At 72.7% G+C, this 18,821-nt stretch carries 17 protein-coding genes; 13 read left to right on the forward strand and 4 right to left on the reverse strand.

The window, feature by feature from the left end; genetic code table 11:
• Positions 1-16 precede the first annotated feature (16 nt).
• Together EMA17_RS45385 and EMA17_RS45390 are read left to right on the forward strand one after the other, a co-directional pair.
• Positions 17-1,060: an ABC transporter ATP-binding protein gene (locus tag EMA17_RS45385; RefSeq protein ID WP_126643079.1), complete on the forward strand. Its 1,044-nt coding sequence runs from the start codon at positions 17-19 to the stop codon at positions 1,058-1,060.
• Positions 1,053-2,135: an ABC transporter ATP-binding protein gene (locus tag EMA17_RS45390; RefSeq protein ID WP_126643080.1), complete on the forward strand. Its 1,083-nt coding sequence runs from the start codon at positions 1,053-1,055 to the stop codon at positions 2,133-2,135. Before EMA17_RS45385 ends, EMA17_RS45390 begins: the two co-directional genes overlap by 8 nt.
• 71 nt (positions 2,136-2,206) lie before the next feature.
• Here the strand turns inward: EMA17_RS45390 and EMA17_RS45395 are convergent, their stop codons facing one another.
• A complete protein-coding gene (locus EMA17_RS45395; protein ID WP_126643081.1) occupies positions 2,207-4,339 on the reverse strand; it encodes a prolyl oligopeptidase family serine peptidase in 2,133 nt (710 codons plus the stop codon).
• A gap of 213 nt (positions 4,340-4,552) precedes the next feature.
• On the opposite strand from EMA17_RS45395, the gene EMA17_RS45400 reads away from it, so the two are divergent.
• The 5 genes from EMA17_RS45400 to EMA17_RS45420 all read left to right on the forward strand — a co-directional run bounded on the left by EMA17_RS45400 (position 4,553) and on the right by EMA17_RS45420 (position 10,036).
• A complete protein-coding gene (locus EMA17_RS45400) occupies positions 4,553-4,747 on the forward strand; it encodes a DUF2304 domain-containing protein (protein ID WP_126643144.1) in 195 nt (64 codons plus the stop codon).
• A gap of 90 nt (positions 4,748-4,837) precedes the next feature.
• Entirely contained in the window at positions 4,838-5,467 is a 630-nt protein-coding gene (locus EMA17_RS45405) for a class I SAM-dependent methyltransferase (RefSeq protein ID WP_126643082.1), read from the forward strand.
• Positions 5,468-5,513: 46 nt separating this feature from the next.
• A complete protein-coding gene (mshB, locus tag EMA17_RS45410; protein ID WP_126643083.1) occupies positions 5,514-6,416 on the forward strand; it encodes an N-acetyl-1-D-myo-inositol-2-amino-2-deoxy-alpha-D-glucopyranoside deacetylase in 903 nt (300 codons plus the stop codon).
• 10 nt (positions 6,417-6,426) lie between these two features.
• Positions 6,427-6,819, forward strand: coding sequence for a DUF6113 family protein (locus EMA17_RS45415; protein WP_126643084.1), 393 nt, complete (start codon positions 6,427-6,429; stop codon positions 6,817-6,819).
• Between the two features lie 355 nt (positions 6,820-7,174).
• Positions 7,175-10,036: a VanW family protein gene (locus EMA17_RS45420; protein ID WP_126643085.1), complete on the forward strand. Its 2,862-nt coding sequence runs from the start codon at positions 7,175-7,177 to the stop codon at positions 10,034-10,036.
• 97 nt (positions 10,037-10,133) lie between these two features.
• Here the strand turns inward: EMA17_RS45420 and EMA17_RS45425 are convergent, their stop codons facing one another.
• Complete coding sequence (locus EMA17_RS45425; RefSeq protein WP_126643086.1) at positions 10,134-10,853, reverse strand: hypothetical protein; 720 nt, start codon at positions 10,851-10,853, stop codon at positions 10,134-10,136.
• Between the two features lie 123 nt (positions 10,854-10,976).
• Here EMA17_RS45425 and EMA17_RS45430 point away from each other — a divergent pair, with 123 nt between their 5' ends.
• From EMA17_RS45430 to EMA17_RS45450, 5 genes are all read left to right on the forward strand, one after another.
• A complete protein-coding gene (locus tag EMA17_RS45430; protein ID WP_126643087.1) occupies positions 10,977-11,927 on the forward strand; it encodes an ABC transporter ATP-binding protein in 951 nt (316 codons plus the stop codon).
• Positions 11,924-12,652, forward strand: coding sequence for an ABC transporter permease (locus EMA17_RS45435; protein WP_126643088.1), 729 nt, complete (start codon positions 11,924-11,926; stop codon positions 12,650-12,652). The genes EMA17_RS45430 and EMA17_RS45435 overlap by 4 nt, the downstream gene beginning before the upstream one ends.
• A 71-nt stretch (positions 12,653-12,723) precedes the next feature.
• Positions 12,724-13,941: a sensor histidine kinase gene (locus EMA17_RS45440; protein ID WP_126643089.1), complete on the forward strand. Its 1,218-nt coding sequence runs from the start codon at positions 12,724-12,726 to the stop codon at positions 13,939-13,941.
• 10 nt (positions 13,942-13,951) lie between these two features.
• Entirely contained in the window at positions 13,952-14,557 is a 606-nt protein-coding gene (locus EMA17_RS45445; protein WP_126643090.1) for a response regulator transcription factor, read from the forward strand.
• Positions 14,558-14,767: 210 nt separating this feature from the next.
• The gene (locus EMA17_RS45450) at positions 14,768-16,360 is read left to right on the forward strand and encodes a glycoside hydrolase family 18 protein (protein ID WP_160161802.1); all 1,593 of its coding nucleotides are present in this window, start codon (positions 14,768-14,770) and stop codon (positions 16,358-16,360) included.
• A gap of 75 nt (positions 16,361-16,435) precedes the next feature.
• Here the strand turns inward: EMA17_RS45450 and EMA17_RS45455 are convergent, their stop codons facing one another.
• The gene (locus EMA17_RS45455; RefSeq protein WP_126643092.1) at positions 16,436-17,275 is read right to left on the reverse strand and encodes a SirB1 family protein; all 840 of its coding nucleotides are present in this window, start codon (positions 17,273-17,275) and stop codon (positions 16,436-16,438) included.
• The gene (locus tag EMA17_RS45460) at positions 17,272-18,231 is read right to left on the reverse strand and encodes a GNAT family N-acetyltransferase (protein ID WP_246127314.1); all 960 of its coding nucleotides are present in this window, start codon (positions 18,229-18,231) and stop codon (positions 17,272-17,274) included. The genes EMA17_RS45455 and EMA17_RS45460 overlap by 4 nt, the downstream gene beginning before the upstream one ends.
• Positions 18,232-18,411: 180 nt before the next feature.
• On the opposite strand from EMA17_RS45460, the gene fdxA reads away from it, so the two are divergent.
• On the forward strand, positions 18,412-18,738 hold the full coding sequence (fdxA, locus tag EMA17_RS45465) for a ferredoxin (RefSeq protein WP_020556628.1): 327 nt from the start codon (positions 18,412-18,414) through the stop codon (positions 18,736-18,738).
• The last annotated feature ends 83 nt before the right edge of the window (positions 18,739-18,821 follow it).

An 18,821-nucleotide genomic window follows, 5' to 3' on the forward strand; every position in this document is an offset into this window, starting at 1 on the left:
GGGAGGGGACAGACAAGTGACGACGATCGACACGAAGAAGAAGCCCGAGGGATCGGGCTCGGCAGGCGCCGCGCCGCTCCTGGAAGTGGACAACCTGCACGTCGAGTTCCGCACCCGCGAGGGTGTGGCGAAGGCGATCAACGGTGTCTCGTACGACGTCAGCGCCGGCGAGACGCTCGCCGTGCTCGGCGAGTCCGGTTCGGGCAAGTCGGTGACCGCGCAGACGATCATGGGCATCCTGGACATGCCGCCGGGGCACATCACCGGCGGTGAGATCCGGTTCCACGGCAAGGACATGCTCAAGATGTCCAAGGAGGAGCGCCGGAAGATCCGCGGCCAGAAGATCTCGATGATCTTCCAGGACGCGCTCTCCGCGCTCAACCCGGTGTACTCGGTCGGCTTCCAGCTCGCCGAGATGTTCACCGTGCACCGCGGCATGTCCCGCAAGAACGCCAAGCTCAAGGCGATCGAGCTGATGGACCAGGTGCGCATCCCGGCGGCCAAGGATCGGGTGGACGACTACCCGCACCAGTTCTCCGGCGGTATGCGCCAGCGCATCATGATCGCCATGGCGCTCGCGCTCGACCCCGAGCTGATCATCGCGGACGAGCCGACCACCGCGCTCGACGTGACCGTCCAGGCACAGGTCATGGACCTGCTCGCGGAGTTGCAGCGCGAGCGGAACATGGGCCTGATCCTGATCACCCACGACCTCGGCGTGGTCGCCGACGTCGCGGACAAGATCGCGGTCATGTACGCGGGCCGGATCGTCGAGCAGGCGCCGGTGCGCGAGCTGTACCGCCAGCCCACGCACCCGTACACCAAGGGTCTGCTGGAGTCGATCCCGCGCCTGGACCACAAGGGTCGCGAGCTGTACGCGATCAAGGGTCTGCCGCCGAACCTGATGCGCATTCCGTCCGGCTGCGCGTTCAACCCGCGCTGCCCGTACGCGCAGGACATCTGTCGCAGCGACGTTCCGCCGTTGCACCGGATCTCGGCCGGTCGGGGCAGCGCGTGCCACTTCTGGGAGACCGTGATGGAGGGAGAAGTCCGTGGCTGAGTCCTCGAACGGCGCGACCGCCGCCGATCTGCGCAAGGTCGTTCAGCCCGTGGCTCAGGGCGAGCCGATCCTTCAGGTGCGGGGGCTGGTCAAGCACTTCCCGATCACCCAGGGCATCCTCTTCCAGAAGAAGATCGGCGCGGTCAAGGCCGTCGACGGCGTCACCTTCGACCTGATGAAGGGCGAGACGCTGGGTCTGGTCGGCGAGTCGGGCTGTGGCAAGTCCACGGTGGCCCGACTGCTGATGAACCTGGAGTCGATCACCAAGGGCAGCGTCCTGTACAAGGGCGACGACCTGGCGAAGTTGTCGGGGCGCGCGCTCAAGGCGGTGCGCCGCAACATCCAGATGGTCTTCCAGGACCCGTACACCTCGCTGAACCCGAGGATGACGGTCGCCGACATCGTCGGCGAGCCGTACGACATCCACCCGGAGGTCGCCCCCCGCGGCGACCGCAAGCGGCGCGTGCAGGAACTGCTCGACCTGGTCGGGCTGAACCCGGAGCACATCAACCGGTATCCGCACCAGTTCTCCGGCGGCCAGCGCCAGCGCATCGGGATCGCCCGGGGCCTCGCGCTCAACCCGGAGATCATCATCGCGGACGAGCCGGTCTCCGCGCTGGACGTGTCGGTGCAGGCGCAGGTGGTCAACCTGCTGGAGAAGCTGCAGAACGAACTGGGCCTGTCGTACCTGTTCATCGCGCACGACCTGTCCGTGGTGCGGCACATCTCGGACCGGGTCGCGGTGATGTACCTGGGTCGGATCGCCGAGATCGGCACCGACGCGCAGATCTACGACCACCCGACGCACCCGTACACCCAGGCGCTGCTGTCCGCGGTGCCGGTGCCGGACCCGGACGGCCGCGAGCACCGCGAGCGGATCATCCTCACCGGTGACGTGCCGTCGCCGGCGAACCCGCCGTCGGGCTGCCGGTTCCGCACCCGGTGCTGGAAGGCGCAGGACATCTGTGCCGAGCAGGAGCCGCTGCTGCAGATCCGCACCGGTCTGGACGGACTGGCCGCGCACGACAGCGCGTGCCACTTCGCCGAGGAGAAGGACATCGTCGGCGCGTCCTGAACCGCGCGTCGACCGACGACGCCCGCCGTTCCCGAATCGGGAACGGCGGGCGTCGTCGTGTCCGGCGGGCGTCAGTCGGTCGCGGGGCGGGCGAGCGAGCGGTGCAGGAACGCGACCTGGAACAGCAGCAGGTTCTCCGCGACCTGCTCCTGCGGGGTCATGTGGGTGACCCCGGACAGCGGCAGCACCTCGTGCGGATAGCCGGCCGCGAGCAGCGCGCCGCTCAGCCGCAGCGTGTGCGCCGCGACCACGTTGTCGTCCGCGAGGCCGTGCACCAGCATCAGCGCCCGTCGGGTCGACGCCACCTCGCCCAGTTCGGAGCCGGACACCAGGGAACCGCGCCGGTACGCCTCGACCTGCTCGGCGGGCATGCCGTAGTAGCGCTCGGTGTAGTGCGTGTCGTAGAGCGCCATGTCGGTTACCGGCGCGCCGGCGACCGCCGCGTGGAACACGTCGGGGCGGCGCAGCACGGCGAGCGCGGCCAGGTAGCCGCCGTAGGACCAGCCCCGGATGCCCACCCGGGTGGTGTCCAGCCACGGTCGCTCGGCGGCGACCGCCTCCAGGGCGTCCACCTGGTCCTGGAGACTGATCGGGCCGAGGTCGAGGTGGACCGACTTCTCCCACTCGGGGGAGTGGCCCGGGGTGCCCCGGCCGTCGGCGACCAGCACCGCGAAGCCCTGGTCGGCGAACCACTGCGAGGTCAGGTGCGGGTTGCGCGCGGCGAGCACGCGCGGGCCGTGCGGGCCGCCGTACGGGTCCATCAGGATCGGCAGCCGCTCGCCGGACGCGGGGTCGAACCCGGTCGGCAGGATCAGCGCGCACGGGATGCCGCGGGCGCCGGCGCGGAGCAGTTCGACCCGGGGGGTGAGCACCGGGGTGGCCGTGTGCGAGGCGACCGTGGCGATCTCGGCGCCGCCGCGCAGCACCGCGACCCGGGTGCCGAAGCGCTCCGGCGTGGCGGACACCAGGACCGTGGTGTCGCCGGCGCGCACCGCGGTGTGCACGCCGGGCTCGGCGCTCACCCGGGTGACCCCGTCGGGGGCGACCCGGTAGACGTGGATCTCGCCGATCTCGGGCGCGCCCGCGTCGGTGCCGGCCGACGCGGTGATCAGCACGTCCTCGTCGGCCACGTCCAGGATCGAGCGCACGAACAGGCGCCGGTCGGTCAGCTCCTTGTCGGCGACCACCACGCGGCGCGCGCCGTCGGCGTCGACCAGGCGGACGAGCCGGCCGTCGGGCGTCCACGCCGGCACGCCCGGGAACAGGTCGATCCACACGTCGTCGTGCTCGCGGTGCAATTCGCGGGTGGTCCCGGCGGCCACGTCGACGGCGAGGGTGAGCAGCACCTTCTGGTCGCGCGGTTGCAGGCTCAGGAGCGGGTCGCCGCCGGCCGACCAGTGCACGCTCGCCAGGTAGGGGTAGGCGTCGTGGTCCCAGGTCAGCTCGGTCCGGGCGCCGTCGAGGCCGATCAGCCACGCGGTGACCTCGGCGTTGGCGGTGCCGGCCGCCGGGTAGGCCACCTCGCTCGGCGCCGCGGCCGGGTTGGCCGGGTCGCTGATCCACCAGCGGTCCACGGGCGCGTTGTCCACGCGCGCGGCGATCAGCGCGGAGCCGTCGGGGGCCCACCAGTAGCCCCGGTAGCGGCTCATCTCCTCGGCCGCGATGAACTCGGCCAGGCCCCAGGTGACGTCGTCGCCGTCGGGCTCGGCGAGCGCGCGGTCGCCCGAGCCGTCGGCGGCCACCACCCGCAGCGTGCCGGCGGACACGTAGGCGATCCACTCGCCGGTGGGCGACGGTCGAGGGTCGATCACCGGACCGGGCACGGCCAGCTCGCGCGGCGCCTCGCCGGTGGACGGGGACACGGCGAACAGCCGGCCCGAAAGGGTGAATACCGCCAGATCCCCGGCGCTGTCGAGCGCGTAGCCGACGATGCCGGCCGCCCCCTCGCGACTGCGCTCGCGCCGGGCCCGCTCCTCGGCGGACAAGTCCTCGGCCGCGCCGCCGAGCAGCGTCGCGGGGTCGGCCACCAAGCGCTCGTCGCCGGTGTCCGGATCCAGGATCCACAGGCAGGTGGTGGAGTCGTCGGCGGCTTTGGACCGCAGGAATGTGATCCTGCCGTCGGCGAAGCCGAAGCTGCGTGGAGCGCCTTGGGTGAAGCGCTGCGTGCGGGCGTATTGCCGGGGAAATGTGATCTCCGAGCTCATGTGCCACAGCGTACGGGGACGTACGCGCACGGGGAGGGGAGACCGGGGGAGAGTGCGGACAGCAGTACGAACACCACCTCGCGCCCGCTGAACGAGTGAACGCGATTCGTGACCGTTGGCTTACAGTCTGTGTGTAGACATGTCCCTTTGGGCCCACAGGCCGGCTTCCCCGAGCACGAACTGCGGGTCCCTGCGCACAGGAGGTGCGTGACTGTGGTGGTGTCCGTCTCCGCCGTGCTGCTGCTCGGTGTCACCGTCGTCTTCTTCGTCCGGAAGTCGTCGCTCAAGCCGGTGCACGCGATCATCTGCGCCCTGCTCGGCTTCTATCTCTCCACGACGTCGATGGCCCCCTCGATCCGCGACGCGGGCACGAGCTTCGCGGGCGTGGTGAACGGGATCCATTTCTGAGCCGCCGCCCCGGGCGTGAGCCGTGTCGACGCGGGGCCGTGAGGTCGCCGCCGGGTCGACTGTGGGCCGGGCTTTGTAGGCTGGTCTGTCATGACCAATCGATGGCTGGCCAATACCGGTGGCACCCGAGGGCCCGAATACGCCGAGCGGTTTCGCCGGCTCGCGGCCGAAGGGCGTGACCTGCACGGCGAGGCCCGGTTCTGCGACGACCTGCTGGCCGAGCCCGCCCGCGTCCTCGACGCGGGATGCGGCACCGGGCGGGTGGCGATCGAGCTGGCCCGGCAGGGCCACGAGGTGGTCGGCGTCGACCTGGACGCGTCGATGCTCGCCGAGGCCGAGGCGGCGGCGCCCGGTCTGACCTGGGTGCTCGACGACCTGGCCGACCTGGACCCGCTGCAGCTCGGCGGGCGCGGGAGCTTCGACCTGGTCGTGGCCGCGGGCAACGTGATGATCTTCCTGACCCCCGGCAGCGAGGCCGAGGTGGTGCGCGCGCTGGCCGCGATGTTGCGCCCGGGCGGGATCCTGGTCAGCGGATTCAGCCTCGAGGGCGGCCCGGACGGGGTCGGGGCCACGATCACCGCCGCCGAGTACGAGGAAGCGTGCGCGGCGGCCGGCCTGGTGCGCCGCACCCGCTACGCCGGATGGGACCGCGAGCCGTGGGTGCCCGGCGGCGACTACCTGGTCGCGGTGCACGCGGCGCCGCCCGGGCGCGGGGCCTGAACGGGCGGTCCGGGGCGTGTCCGGCGGCGCGCGTAGGCTGTCGCGCATGACCGAACGCACTGTCGAGAGCCCGCTGCGACTACTGCTCGTCCACGCCCACCCGGACGACGAAGTGATCAACAACGGCGCGTCCATGGCGCGGTACGCGGCCGAGGGTGTGCATGTCACGCTCGTCACCTGCACCCTCGGCGAGGAGGGCGAGATCCTGGTGCCCGAGCTGGCCCACCTGGCGGCCGACCGCGAGGACGGGCTCGGGCCGCACCGGATGACCGAGATCGCCGACTCGATGAAGGCGCTGGGCGTCCTCGACCAGCGTTTCCTGGGCGGTCCGGGCCGCTACCGCGACTCCGGGATGATGGGTGTGCCGAGCAACGCGCGGCCCGACTGCTTCTGGCAGGCCGACGTCGAGGAGGCCGCCGCGCACCTGGTGCCGGTGATCCGCGAGGTGCGGCCGCAGGTGCTCGCCACCTACGACGAGCGCGGCGGCTACGGCCACCCCGACCACATCCAGGCCCACCGGGTGGCGCTGCGCGCGGCCGAGTTGGCCGCCGACCCGACCCACGCCGAGGGTGAGGGCCGGTCGTGGACGATCGCGAAGATCTACTACAACGTGATGCCCCGGTCGATCCTCAAGGCCGGCATCGAGCGCATGATCGAGGCCGGGCAGGACGTACCGTTCACCGCGGTCGAGGTGGACGAGTTGCCGTTCGCGGTCGACGACGACCAGGTCACCACCGCGGTGGACGCGGGCGCCCACCTCGACGCCAAGTTCGAGGCGTTGCGCGCCTATCCCACCCAGGTCTCGGTGGAGGACGGCTTCTTCGCGCTGTCCAACAACATCGGCCAGAGCATCATGGCGGTCGAGCACTATCGACTGGTCCGCGGCGACCTCGGGCCCACCGGCCCGGACGGCCGCGAGGACGACCTGTTCGCCGGACTGCGCCCGTAAGGTAGCCCTCGTGCCAGAGAAAGCCGGCCGCGTCGCGGCATACGTCGTGCTGTTCCTGCTCGGCGTGGTGATCGCCTTCATCGGGGCGTTCACCCAGGCGGCCTACCCGCCCGCCGGATTGATCGTCTCGCTCGCGGGCAGCGGCGGCCTGTTCGTCGCCGGCGGCTCGTTGCTGAAGACCAAGGCCGGGGCCGCGGTGCCGGTCGCCGCCTGGATGCTCACCGTGTTGTGGCTGGCGAGTTGGACCAAGCCGGAGGGCGACTGGATCTTCGTCAGCGGCTTCCTCTCGTACATCTACCTTCTGGGTGGCACCATCTTCGGTGTCGCCGCCGCCACTTACCCCTGGGGCGGCATCAAACCCGTCCTTCTTTCGGGTGAATCGGTGAAGACGCGGACGAGGTGAACCCCTTGCGCCGCCATGCTTGCCGACGGCGCGTGCCGGGAGGCACGCGACGGTGCGAGGTAACGGCGTGGCAGGAGCGCAGTATTGTGTGTGCCGAGGTGCGGTGCGTGTCATGCCCTGTCCATGGGGCCGTCGCGACCGACGCCTCCGGCCCGTCGTACCGGGCAACCTCGGTGGCCGAGTTCGCCCATGTGCCTTCGGCGGGGAGCACCAGATCCCTCGAAGGCCGTGTCACGACCCGCACGCGGCGGGTGTCAACGCACCGCCGTCGCACTTTCCCGGATACCGTCCGACCCCGGGCGGGGGCGGCCGCGCGCCGCCACGCAACCTTCAGCTGTCGGAGAGCTCGTTCTTCGTGAGTAACGACCAGCCCCCCACGCCCGACGACCCGGGCGCGCGGCCGCGCCGCGACGATCACGATGGTGATCCGCATCCGTTCTTCGGACGCGGGCGGCCGTCGTCGTCGGCGCCCGCCGCCCGTGAGCGATCCGCCGCGCCCGCGTCGTCTCCGCATCCGTCTCCCGATCCGTTCGGGGACGACGACGAGTTCGCGTCGTGGTTCGACGACGAACCGCCCCGGCCCGCGCCCGTCGCGGGGCCGCCGGGAGGTTCGTCGTGGCCCAGCGCGGACGACGATGTGCCGCCCGTCGTGCCGCCGACCCGGCAGGCGGCCGCGCCGCCGCCGGGACCGGGCGGCCTGCCGCAGCGGGTTCCCGGCGCCTCCGGGGCCAGGAGCCTGACCACCGAGGGCACCGGTGCGCCCGGACCCGTGCCGTTCTCGGACGCGCCGGCCACGCCGTATGTGCCGGGGCAGCCCGGACCGGCGCAGGCGCCCGAGCAACAGCGGCCGCTGCCGCCGCACACCGTGTACGGCGTCGCGGGCGAGCACGGCGCGGGAGCGTCGGGGCCGGGCCCGGACGAGGCCGGCCGCGGAGTGCCCACCGGTGCCGAGCCGGTCGTACACCCGATCGATCCGGGCGCCTCGGACGCGGCCCGGTCGGCCACCGAGGGCGGCGCGCTGCCGAACCGGGTGGGCCGGCGTCGGCTGATCGCCGGCTTCGGCACGCCGGAGGCCGGCCCCGTGCCGACCCCGCCGGCCGTGGGCGGCACGGACGCCGAATCGCCCGCCGACGCGGGTGATTCCGGCGACCAGACGATGACCACCCGGGTCAGCATCAAGATCCCGGGATCGCGGCCGATTCCGCCGGTGGTGCTGCGCGGTCAGGCTCCGCTGCCCTCGCAGGAGGCGCCGCGGTGGACCCTGGACGGCGACTCGGACGGGCCGTACGAATACCGCACGATGCAGGAGCAGGACGCCGCCGACCACGGGTTCCCGCAGTACGGCACGACCGACGCGCACGCGGCCGAGACCGCCGAGGAGCACCCGGTCGGCGCCGAGGCGCGGACCGACGAGGCGCGCCCGGCCCCGGCCCCGCCCCGACGGCGCAGGCCGAAGGCGCTGATCGCCTGCGCGGCCGGGATCGCGGTCCTGGGCGGGGTGTACGGCGCGTCGCTGGCCTACGCCGGCGGCGGGGTGCCGCGCGGCACCTCGGTGCTCGGCGTCAACATCGGCGGCCAGTCCCGCGACGAGGCGGTGCGTACGCTCGAACAAAAGCTCGGCGACCGCACCACCAAGCCGATACTGCTCGACCTCGGCGGCAAGGAGCTGCGGCTCGAACCGGCCGCGTCCGGGCTGCTCCTCGACGCGCGCGCGACCGTCAGCGAGGCGAGCAAGGGCGGGATGAATCCGCTCACCTCGGTGCCCGCGATGTTCGGCAAGACCCGGGAGACCCAACCGCGCACCGTGGTGGACCCGGTCAAGCTGGGCGCCGCGTTGGAGGCGCTGGCCGCCGAGGCCGGCGGCGCGCAGGTCGACGGCGGGATCTCGTTCGCGAGCGGCCAGGCCACCGCGGTGCCGCCGGCCAAGGGCAAGGTGCTGGACACCCCCGCCGCGATCAAGCTGGTCGAGGCGGCCTTCCTGCACGGCGGCGGTCCGGTCGCGTTGCCGACCAAGGCCGCCGACCCCAAGGTCACCCAGGCCGAAGTGGACCGGGCGATGCGCGAGTTCGCGGTGCCCGCGATGTCGGGGCCGGTGACCCTGACGGCCGGTACCAAGTCCTTCAAGCTCAACCCGGCGGCGCTGGCGAAGTACCTCACCATGGTCCCGGACGCCGCCGGGAAGCTGCAGCCCAGGATCGACGCGAACGGTCTCCAGGAGGAGCTGGGTCAGACCTTCTCCTCGGTCGGCGAGAAGCCGAAGAACGCCACGTTCAAGGTGGAGGGCAAACTCGCGGCCGGCGCGAAGGTGACCGTCGTGCCGTCCGTGTCCGGCAAGGGCGTCTCCGGTGCCACCGCGGCCGACGCGGTGTTGTCGGTGCTGACCAAGTCCGGCGCGGCGCGCACCGCGAAGGTCAACCTCGGTCCGGTCGAGCCCGCGCTGACTACGGAGGCGGCGAACAAGCTGGGCATCACCGAGGTGATGTCGACCTACACCACGAACTACCCGTACGCCGCGTACCGGCTGACCAACATCCACCGGGCCGCCGATCTGATCACCGGATCGGTGATCAAGCCGGGCGACACCTGGAGCCTGAACAAGACGGTCGGCGAGCGCACCGCGGAGAACGGCTTCGCCAAGGGCACGATCATCAACAACGGGCGCTTCCAGACCGACTTCGGCGGCGGCGTCTCGCAGGTGGCCACGACCACGTTCAACGCGGTGTTCTTCGCCGGGCTCAAGGACGTGATGCACCGCCCGCACAGCTTCTGGATCGACCGCTACCCGGCCGGTCGCGAGGCCACGGTGGCCTGGCCGTCGCTGGACCTGAAGTTCCAGAACGACTCCGGGAAGAACGTCTACCTGGAGTCCACGTACACCGATTCCACGGTGACCGTGACGCTGTTCGGCACCCGCAAGTACGACGACATCAAGGCCGAGCCCGGCAGCAAGTACGACGTGATCAAGCCCAAGTCGGTGGTGGACAAGTCGGCGGGCTGCGTGGAGCAGGCCGCGTCGGACGGGTTCAAGATCGACGTGACCCGGGTCTTCGTCCAGGGCGGCAAGGAGACCGCCCGGGAGAAGTTCCACACCAAGTACGACCCGGCCGACAAGATCACCTGTGACAAGACCGGCGGCGCGGGCGAGGGCGAGGGCCAGGGCCGCACGGCCGACTCACCCCCGCCGGGCGCACCGCCGGTACGGAGGTCGGACGACTAGCGGCCGTCGAGGCGGCGAGCGCACGAGGCGGGACCGGATCGCACGACGGGCGATCCGGCCCCGCCTTCGCCGTGTCGGCCCGGCCCCCGCGACGCCCTCACGACCCGGCCCGGCCCACGTCGCGCGACAGTTCGAGGGCCAGGAACCGGTCGACGTGTGCCAACGCCTCGAACCGTGCCCCCGGTGGCACCTTCTCGTCGCGGGCCAACTCGACCAGGAGGCGGATCGCCGTGCGGGTGTCCAGGTCGGCGTCGAGCGCGGCGTGGATCGGCCCGATCGCCTCGGCCGGCATCGGCGCGGACGGGGACTCGGCGCACGTGGCGGTCCGGGCGCGCAGTTCGGCGAGGACGGCCGTCGCGTCGGCCACCCCGTGGTACCCGGCGCGGTCCCCGCGCAGCGGCTCGTCGGCGGCCAGCGAGAGCAGGACCAGCCGCAGCGCGAGCGGATCCTCGGGGTGCGGGACCGGTCGGCGGGGCGCGGCGTCGACCACCGCCGCCGGATGCAGCACGTGCACCCGGGCGCGCGGCCCCTCGTCCCCGTCCTCGCCGAAGTACAGGTCGATCGCGCCGTCCGGTCGCCCCGTGGTGGGCTGCGGCATGTTGTACCGGCCGTAGCCCGCCGCGTCCGCCACCTGCGCGCGATAGGGCAGGTGATGGACCGTCACGGTCAGGTGGTGTCGGCCGGCGACCCGGCGGAAGGTGTCGGCGATGATCGCCGCGCGCAGCGAACGGCTCGGGTAGGCCACCCGCACCCGCCTGCCGATCGAGGCGGTCACGAGTTCGGACTTGCCGGTCTGGGAGTCGGTCAGTCGCACCATGGCGGCAACGCTAGCCGCGTCCCCACCCCCGGGACACTCGTTCCCGCCCCCATGACATCTGTCATGCCGTGATCAGGAGGTTTCCCACTTCGCCCGCCGCGGGTGGTCGGCCAGGCTGGGGGCATGACGATCACGGCTGGGAAACAGACGACCGCGCCGGCCGTCGCGCTCGGCGGGGTGAGCAAGAGCTTCGGCGAACTGCGTGCCGTGGACGGGCTCGACCTCGAACTGCGCCAGGGGGAGACCGTCGCGCTGCTCGGACCCAACGGTGCCGGCAAGTCGACCACGCTCGACCTGCTGCTCGGGCTGAGTCGGCCCACCGAGGGCACGGTCGCGCTGTTCGGTGGCGATCCGCGCGAGGCGATCAGGAGCGGACGCGTCGGCGCGATGTTGCAGAGCGGTGGCCTGATGCCGGACGTGACCGTCGGCGAGATGATCGGCCTGGCCCGCGACCTGCATCCGCGCCCACTGCCGCGTGCGGACGTGCTGCGTCGCGCCGGCATCGAGGACCTGGTCGACAAGAACGTCGACAAGCTCTCCGGCGGCCAGGCCCAACGGGTGCGCTTCGCGATGGCGATCGCGGGTGAGGTGGACCTGATCGTCCTGGACGAGCCCACCACGGGGATGGACGTGGACAGCCGGCAGCGGTTCTGGGTCAGCATGCGCGAGCAGGCCGAACTGGGCCGCACCGTGTTGTTCGCGACGCACTACCTGGAAGAGGCGGACAACGTCGCCGACCGGGTGCTCGTGCTGCACCGGGGGCGGTTGCTCGCCGACGCGAGCGCCGCGCAGATCAAGGCCCGGGCCGGGCTGCGCCGAATCGCGTTCGACCTGGACCGGGCGGTCGAGGAGGACGAGGCCGCGCTGCGCGCGCTGCCCGGCGTCGCGCACATCGAACTGAGCGGCCACACCGTGCGCATCCGCAGCGGCGACGCCGACGAGACGGTGGCCGCGATCTACGCCGCCGGCCTGCGTCCGCGCGGCCTGGAGGTCGCCGGCCTCGGTCTGGAGCAGGCGTTCCTGGCGATCACCCAGCAGGCGGACGAGGCGGAAGGCAAGGGGATCCCGGCATGAGGACGTTGATGCGACTCGAAGTGCTGAGGATGGTGCGCAACCGCCGCTACCTGCTCTTCACGCTGGCGTATCCGGTCGCGATGTACCTGATCTTCGGCAGCCAGTCGGGGGACGTGGACGGCACCGACGTGTCCGCGTACGTGATGGTGTCGATGGCCTCCTTCGGCGCGGTCGGCGCGGTGCTCAGCGCCGGTGTGCAGCGGATCGCGGCGGAGCGGCAGAGCGGCTGGACCCGGCAGTTGCGGCTGACCACGCTCACCGGGCGGCAGTACGTGATCTCCAAGCTCGTCTCGGCGGCGGTGGTCGGCCTGCCCGCGATCGTGCTCGTGCTCTTCACCGGTTTCCTGCGCGGGGTACGGCTGGACGCGTGGCAGTGGGGCGTGATCGTGATCGCGCTGTGGTTCGGCTCGTTCGTGTTCGCCGTGCTCGGGATCGGGCTCGGCTACCTGGTCGCCCCCGACTCCGCGCAGCCGCTGTTCATGCTGGTCTACCTGGGCATGGCGGTGCTGGGTGGCATGTGGGTCCCGCTGAGCGGGTTTCCGCAGATCCTCCAGGACATCGGCCACGTGATGCCGACGTATCGCTACGGGCAACTGGGCTGGGAGGTGCTCGCCGGGCATCGGCCCCGGGTCGCCGACGTGGTGGTGCTCGCGGTGTACCTGGTCGCGTTCACCGCGCTGGCCGCCTGGCGCTACCGTCGCGACGAGCAGAAGGTGGCGGCCTGAGCCGGGGCCGCTCGCCCGACGGGACGGTCCCGAGGCGTGGTGGGACCTGTTCCCGAGAAGGAGCGCGTGACATGCGGTGGTCGGACGCGACACGGCAGGACTCGACGCGGGGGCGGGCCATCCGGATGTCGTGGTCGCTGCTCTGGTTGTTCTTCCTGACCCCGGTGGTGCACGACCTGGCCACCGAGGGGTACGGGCCGGTGCGACTGACGGTGGGCTCGATCGGGCTGCTCGTGGTGGTGGTCTGCTACGTCGCGCTGGTGTTCGGCGGGGTCGGCTGGTTCGGCCTGTTCGGTGGGGTGGAGGCGGTGCTGCGCCGGACGTTGGACACCGAGCGGGCCCAACTGGGCGCCTGCCTGCTGCTGTGGGCGGTCGCGGTCGGGCTGATCCTGACCTTCGACGACGCCTGGCTCGGCCTGATGGTCTACGTCGCGGTGTCGATCGGGGCCGGGCTGCGCTTCCCGCGGTCGATGTGGGGGATCCTGGGCTGCGTGGTCTCCGGGGTCGGGCTCGGCGTGCTGCTCGGCGCGGCCGGCGACGACGTGCTGGTCCTGGCGTTCGTCACGGTGCTCACCGGCGGGGTGATGATCGGGGTGCGCCGACTCCTGGAGACCCTGGTCGAGCTGCGCGAGGCCCGGGAGATCGTGGCCCGGCTCTCGGCCAACGAGGAGCGCCTGCGGATGGCCCGGGACCTGCACGACGTGCTCGGCCACTCGTTGTCGCTGATCACGCTCAAGAGCGAACTCGCCGGCCGCTTCCTGCCCGAGCACGTGGACCGCGCGGCCGAACAGGTCGCCGATATCGAGCGGGTCGGCCGGCAGGCGCTCGTGGACGTGCGCGAGGCGGTGAGCGGCTACCGACGGCCGACCTTCGCGGTCGAGCTGGCGGGCGCGCGGATCGCGGCCCGGGCGGTGGGCATCGAGCTGACCGTGGTGCCCGAGCAGTGGCCGCAGTGCCCGGACCCGGAGGCGGAGGCCGTACTCGCCTGGGCGCTGCGCGAGGCGGTCACCAACACGATGCGGCACAGCGGGGCGCGGCGCTGCACGGTGCGCCTGGAGACCGGTGCGATGTGGCGCCTGGACATCCGCGACGACGGGCGCGGCGCGACGGGCGGCGAGGGCAACGGGCTGACCGGACTGCGCGAGCGGTTCGCCCTGGCCGACGGCACCATCGAGGTCGGCGGCGGGGAGTACGGACGCGGGTTCGGGTTGACCGCTTCGGTCCCGGTGCTTCCCGGAAAGACCGCCGAGCGCCGGATTGCCCCCGGAGCTCCGGGAGCGACCCGCTAACGTTCGGGCCGTGATCAACGTACTGCTCGCCGAGGACCAGGCCATGGTGCGCGAGGCGCTGGCCGCGCTGCTCGGCCTGGAGGAGGACATCCGTGTCGTCGCCCAGGTCGCGCGTGGGGACGAGGTGGTCGAGGCGGTGCGGGCGAGCGGCGCCGACGTGGCGCTGCTGGACATCGAGATGCCGGGGCGGGACGGTCTGGCCGCCGCCGCCGAGTTGCGCGCGGCGCTGCCCGGATGCCGGATCGTCATCCTGACCACGTTCGGCCGTCCGGGCTATCTGCGCCGGGCGATGGAGGCGGGCGTGGACGCGTTCCTGGTCAAGGACGCGCCCGCGGCGCAACTGGCCGACGCCGTACGCCGAGTGCTGCGCGGCGAGCGGGTGATCGACCCCACGCTCGCGGCCACCGCGCTCTCGGTCGGCGCCGACCCGCTGACCGAGCGCGAGCGCGACGTGCTGCGCGCGGCGGCGGGTGGCTCGACGGTGTCCGAGATCGCGACCCTGCTGCACCTGTCCGAGGGCACCGTGCGCAACCACCTGTCCTCGTGCATCGGCAAGACGCACGCCCGCAACCGTGCGGACGCGGTGCGCATCGCGCACGACAACGGCTGGCTCTGACCGGCGCCGGTCCGGGTGTCCGGATCGCGCGGCCGCCCCGGTGGCGTACGGGTCGCCGACGGAATGTGGGACCGACATCCCTCGTTGTGGGACAACGGATCTTCCCGTCGGCCGCCCCGGGAGGATCGATGGGACCGGGGCCCGAAGGCCGGTAGAGTCCTCGTGCCCGGCGGCCCGAGTGCCGTCGGAGAGGATGTCGGAGGAATGGGCATGGGGTCGCACCGGGCAGGCGGTCCCGAACCGGGCACCCGTCGTCCCCGTCGGGAACGCATCCGCTGGGCCGCCGCGAGTGCCGCGCTCGCCGCGTTGCCGGCCGCCTTGGTGGTGGCCCTGTCCGGGGACTCGTCCGACGCCGATCACCTGCTCAGCGCCGACTACGTGCGCACCGGATCCTGGCCCAGCGGATACAGCGGCCAGTACGTGCTGCGCAACGCCGGCTCCGACACGGTCGAGGGCTGGACCCTGCGCTTCGACCTGCCGGCGGGCATGCGGATCGCCACCATATGGAACGGCCGGCTGGAACCGGCGGCCGGCCGCTACACCGTGCGCAACGAGAACTGGAACCGGGCGCTGCGGCCGGGCGAGAGCATCGTGGTCGGCTTCGAGGTCCGCCGGGACGGCGCCGGCGCGCCGACCGCGACCGAGCCGGTGCGCGCCGACGGGCCGACCGCCTGCACGATCAACGACAAGCCGTGCGGCGGGTCGGCCGGGACCGGACCGGACGAGCCGGCCACCCCGTCCGGGGCGACGCCGGCCGCGAGCGCGTCCGCCGGCCTCGACCGGCACACCGGCACCCCGACCCCGACCGGCACCGGCCGGGGCGGCGGGGCGACGTCGACCCCCTCGGCCCCGCCGACGACCGCGCCCCCGACCGACGCCACACCGCGCGCGGGCACGATCGAACACCTCGCGCCCTACCTGGACATGACGCTGGACCCCACGCTGGCGGGATCGTCCGGCGTGCGCGACCGCACCCTCGCCTACGTCGTGGACGGCGGTGGTTGCCGGCCGATGTGGGGCGGGGTGACCCGCCTCGACGACCCCGCGACCATCGCCCGGATCGCCGCGCTGCGCGAGGCCGGCGGATCGATCAGGGTCGCCTTCGGCGGCGCCGGCGGCGCCGACCTCGCGGTGTCCTGCGGCAGCCCGGAGGAGTTGACGGCCGCCTACCGGCAGGTCCTGGACGCCACCGGGACCGACGCGATGGACCTGGACATCGAGGGCCGCGCGCTGGTCCGCCCGGATGTGATGCAGCGGCGCAACGCCGCGCTGCGGCTGCTCCAGGAGGACGCCCGGCGTGCGGATCGACGGGTGGACGTCGGCTACTCGCTGCCGGTGCATCCGCTCCAGGGCCTGGGCGACGAGGCCAAGGCGCTGCTGCGGGACGCCGCCGCGCGGCAGATCGACGTCTCCTACGTGAACATCAAGGCGATGAACTACGGCGCCGGGGTCGCGCCCCGGCCGCAGGGACGGATGGGCCGCTTCGCCGCCGACGCCGCGCACGCGCTCCAGGCGCAGATCCGCGAGGTGTGGCCGCACCTGACCGAGGAACAGGCCTGGCGGCGGGTGTCGGTGACGGTGATGATCGGCCGCAACGACGTGCCGGGGGAGGTGTTCACCCTGGACGACGCGCGCCGGTTCGCCGACTTCGCCCGACAGAACCACCTGGGACGGGTCGCGTGGTGGTCCGCCGCGCGGGACCGACCGTGCCCCGACGGCACCGCGACCGAGACCGGCGCCGACCCCTCGTGCAGCGGGATCGCCCAGGAGCCGGAGGCATTCCTGCGCGCCCTCGGCGGCTGAGCGCGCGGGCGGGGCGCGGCGGATCCGGACCGGGCCCCGCCGGGCCGGGTGACCCGGCGGACAGGCGCCGGCTCGCTAGTTCAGCCGGGCCCGGGCCGCCTTGGCCTCGGTGAGCATGCCCTCGGCGGCCTTGGGGTCGATGTGCTTGACCAGTTCGGCGTACTCCTCCAACTGCCGTGCGCCGGCCGCGAATTGCCCGGTCCTGGCGAGCAGTGTGCCGCGTTCGTGGCGCAGCGCCGCCGGGTGGCGCGGCAGCAGCAGGGACAGCTCGACCGCCCACAGCCGGGTCCAGGCGCCCTCGATCCCGCGCTCGGGCTGCGCCGCCCAGGCGCGGATGTTGTTCAACATCCGGAGCAGGATCGCGGTCGGCCGCGCCGGTTGCAGCAGCGTCGGATCGCCGGGCCGGCCACCCGCCTCCGCGGCCAGTCGGCGGGCCCGGGACACCGACAGCGGCACCCCGCCGTGGAACGGGTCGGCCAGTTCGAACTCGCCGTCGGGATCCCCGATCCCGACCACGAAATGTCCCGGCAACGCGACGCCGTACACCGGCAGCCCGGCCCGGCGGCCGACGTCGATCCACACCACCGACAGCAGGATCGGCAGCCCGCGCCGGCGGCGCAGCACCTCGTGCAGCAGCGACGAGCGCAGGTCGGCGTAGTCGGACTGCTGTCCGAGGAACCGGGCCCGCCCGCCGAGCACCCGCGCCAGCGCCGCGGCGGCCCTCGACGGGTCGAAGGCGGACCCCGCCTCGGCCCGCACCGCCGCCGCGAGCCGCTCCAGCTCGGCGATCCCCACGGCCGGATCGAACGCCGGATCGACCTCGACGCCCATCAACAGCGCGGCCTCGGCCAGATCCACCTCGTCGGCCCGCACGACCGCGGCGAACCGGTCGCGGGGACTCCCGGGAGCGCTCACGTGGCGCCCGGGGAGCGGCGGTAGTGGTAGCCATGGTGGTCGGTGTAGCCGAGCGCGTCGTAGAGCTCGCGCGCCGCCCGGTTGTCCGACTCCACCTGGAGCCAGCCGGTGACCGCGCCGCCCGCGAGTGCCCGGTCGGTCAGCGCCTTGACGATCGCCCGCGCGTGGCCGCGTCTGCGGTGCGCCGGGTCCACCTCCAGGCCGGCGAAGCCCGCGTAGCGGCCGAGCACGCACACCCGGCCGATGGCGACCGGCCGGCCCGACTCCGGGTCGGACACGGTCGCGAACAGCGTCCCCGGCGGCCCCTGGAGCACGTGCCGCTCGGCGCCGCCGGCGTGTCGCGCGACGCGGTGGTAGAGCGACACCCACTCGTCGGTGAGGGCGGTCCCGATCTCGACCCGGCCCGCGTCCACGTCGCGCAGCACGTCGGCCGCGCGCACCAGGCGCCCGGTGCGCATCAGCGCGTCGCCCTCGGCCAGCCACCCGGCGGCGTCGAGGAAACGGTCGAACGGGTCCTCGTGCGCCACCTGGAACAGCGTCGGCAGATCGCGCGCCGAATACCAGGCATTCACTCGATCGAGTGCCTCCGGGAAAGGCATGTCGGGCTCGCCCAGGACCAGTACCGAGTTGGCCCGCCGGGTGAATCCGCCGGCCGCGCGCAGCAGCCACTCGCCGAACGCGGCGACCTCGGGGGCGGGCCAGGATCGACTGGCCACGTCCTGCAGGCGGGCCGGGGTGAGCCGCCGCACGGGTGGCGGCACGACCTTGGCGGCGACGATGCTCGCTTCCGCCACCCGGGCGATACTGCCGTCCCTGCGGGTGATTGTCAGCACACCGTCGCGCCAGTCCACGAGGTCGCCCACGACGTCGGAATAGCTCGCCTCGGCGTCCTCGGGCGGCAGTTCGCGGCGCACCGACACGCGTCTGCCCACATCGCGCGGTGTGATCCTCTTCACCTGTCCGGCATCCCCGATCCGTGCTGACCTCGTCCGCCCACGTCTGCTGACATGTTCCCGGCCCACAGGTAAGGGCCACCTGCTAGGAGTAGGCCCCGGCCCACCGCGATACTAGTTGCGGGCACCGACGTTGCCGCGCTCCCGCGCACCCTGTACCGCCCGCATGAGGAGGAACCCGACGTGACCTACGTCATCGCGCAGCCCTGCGTCGACCTGAAGGACAAGGCATGCATCGAGGAGTGCCCCGTCGACTGCATCTACGAGGGTGAGCGTGCGCTGTACATCCACCCCGACGAATGCGTCGACTGTGGAGCCTGCGAGCCGGTCTGCCCGGTCGAGGCGATTTTCTACGAGGACGACACCCCGGAGCAGTGGAAGGACTACTACAAGGCGAACGTGGAGTTCTTCGACGACCTCGGCTCCCCGGGCGGCGCCTCGAAGATGGGTCTGATCGCCAAGGACCACCCGCTCATCGCCGCGCTGCCGCCGCAGGCGACCGGCGAGTAGAGCGTCGTGACCGCTTCGCACAGCGGTGCGCGGCCGCTTCCCGACCCCGCCGACGCGCGGGGCCGGGAAGCACGTCGCGTCAC

Source organism: Embleya hyalina (assembly GCF_003967355.1).
In the GTDB taxonomy this organism is placed as follows: domain Bacteria; phylum Actinomycetota; class Actinomycetes; order Streptomycetales; family Streptomycetaceae; genus Embleya; species Embleya hyalina.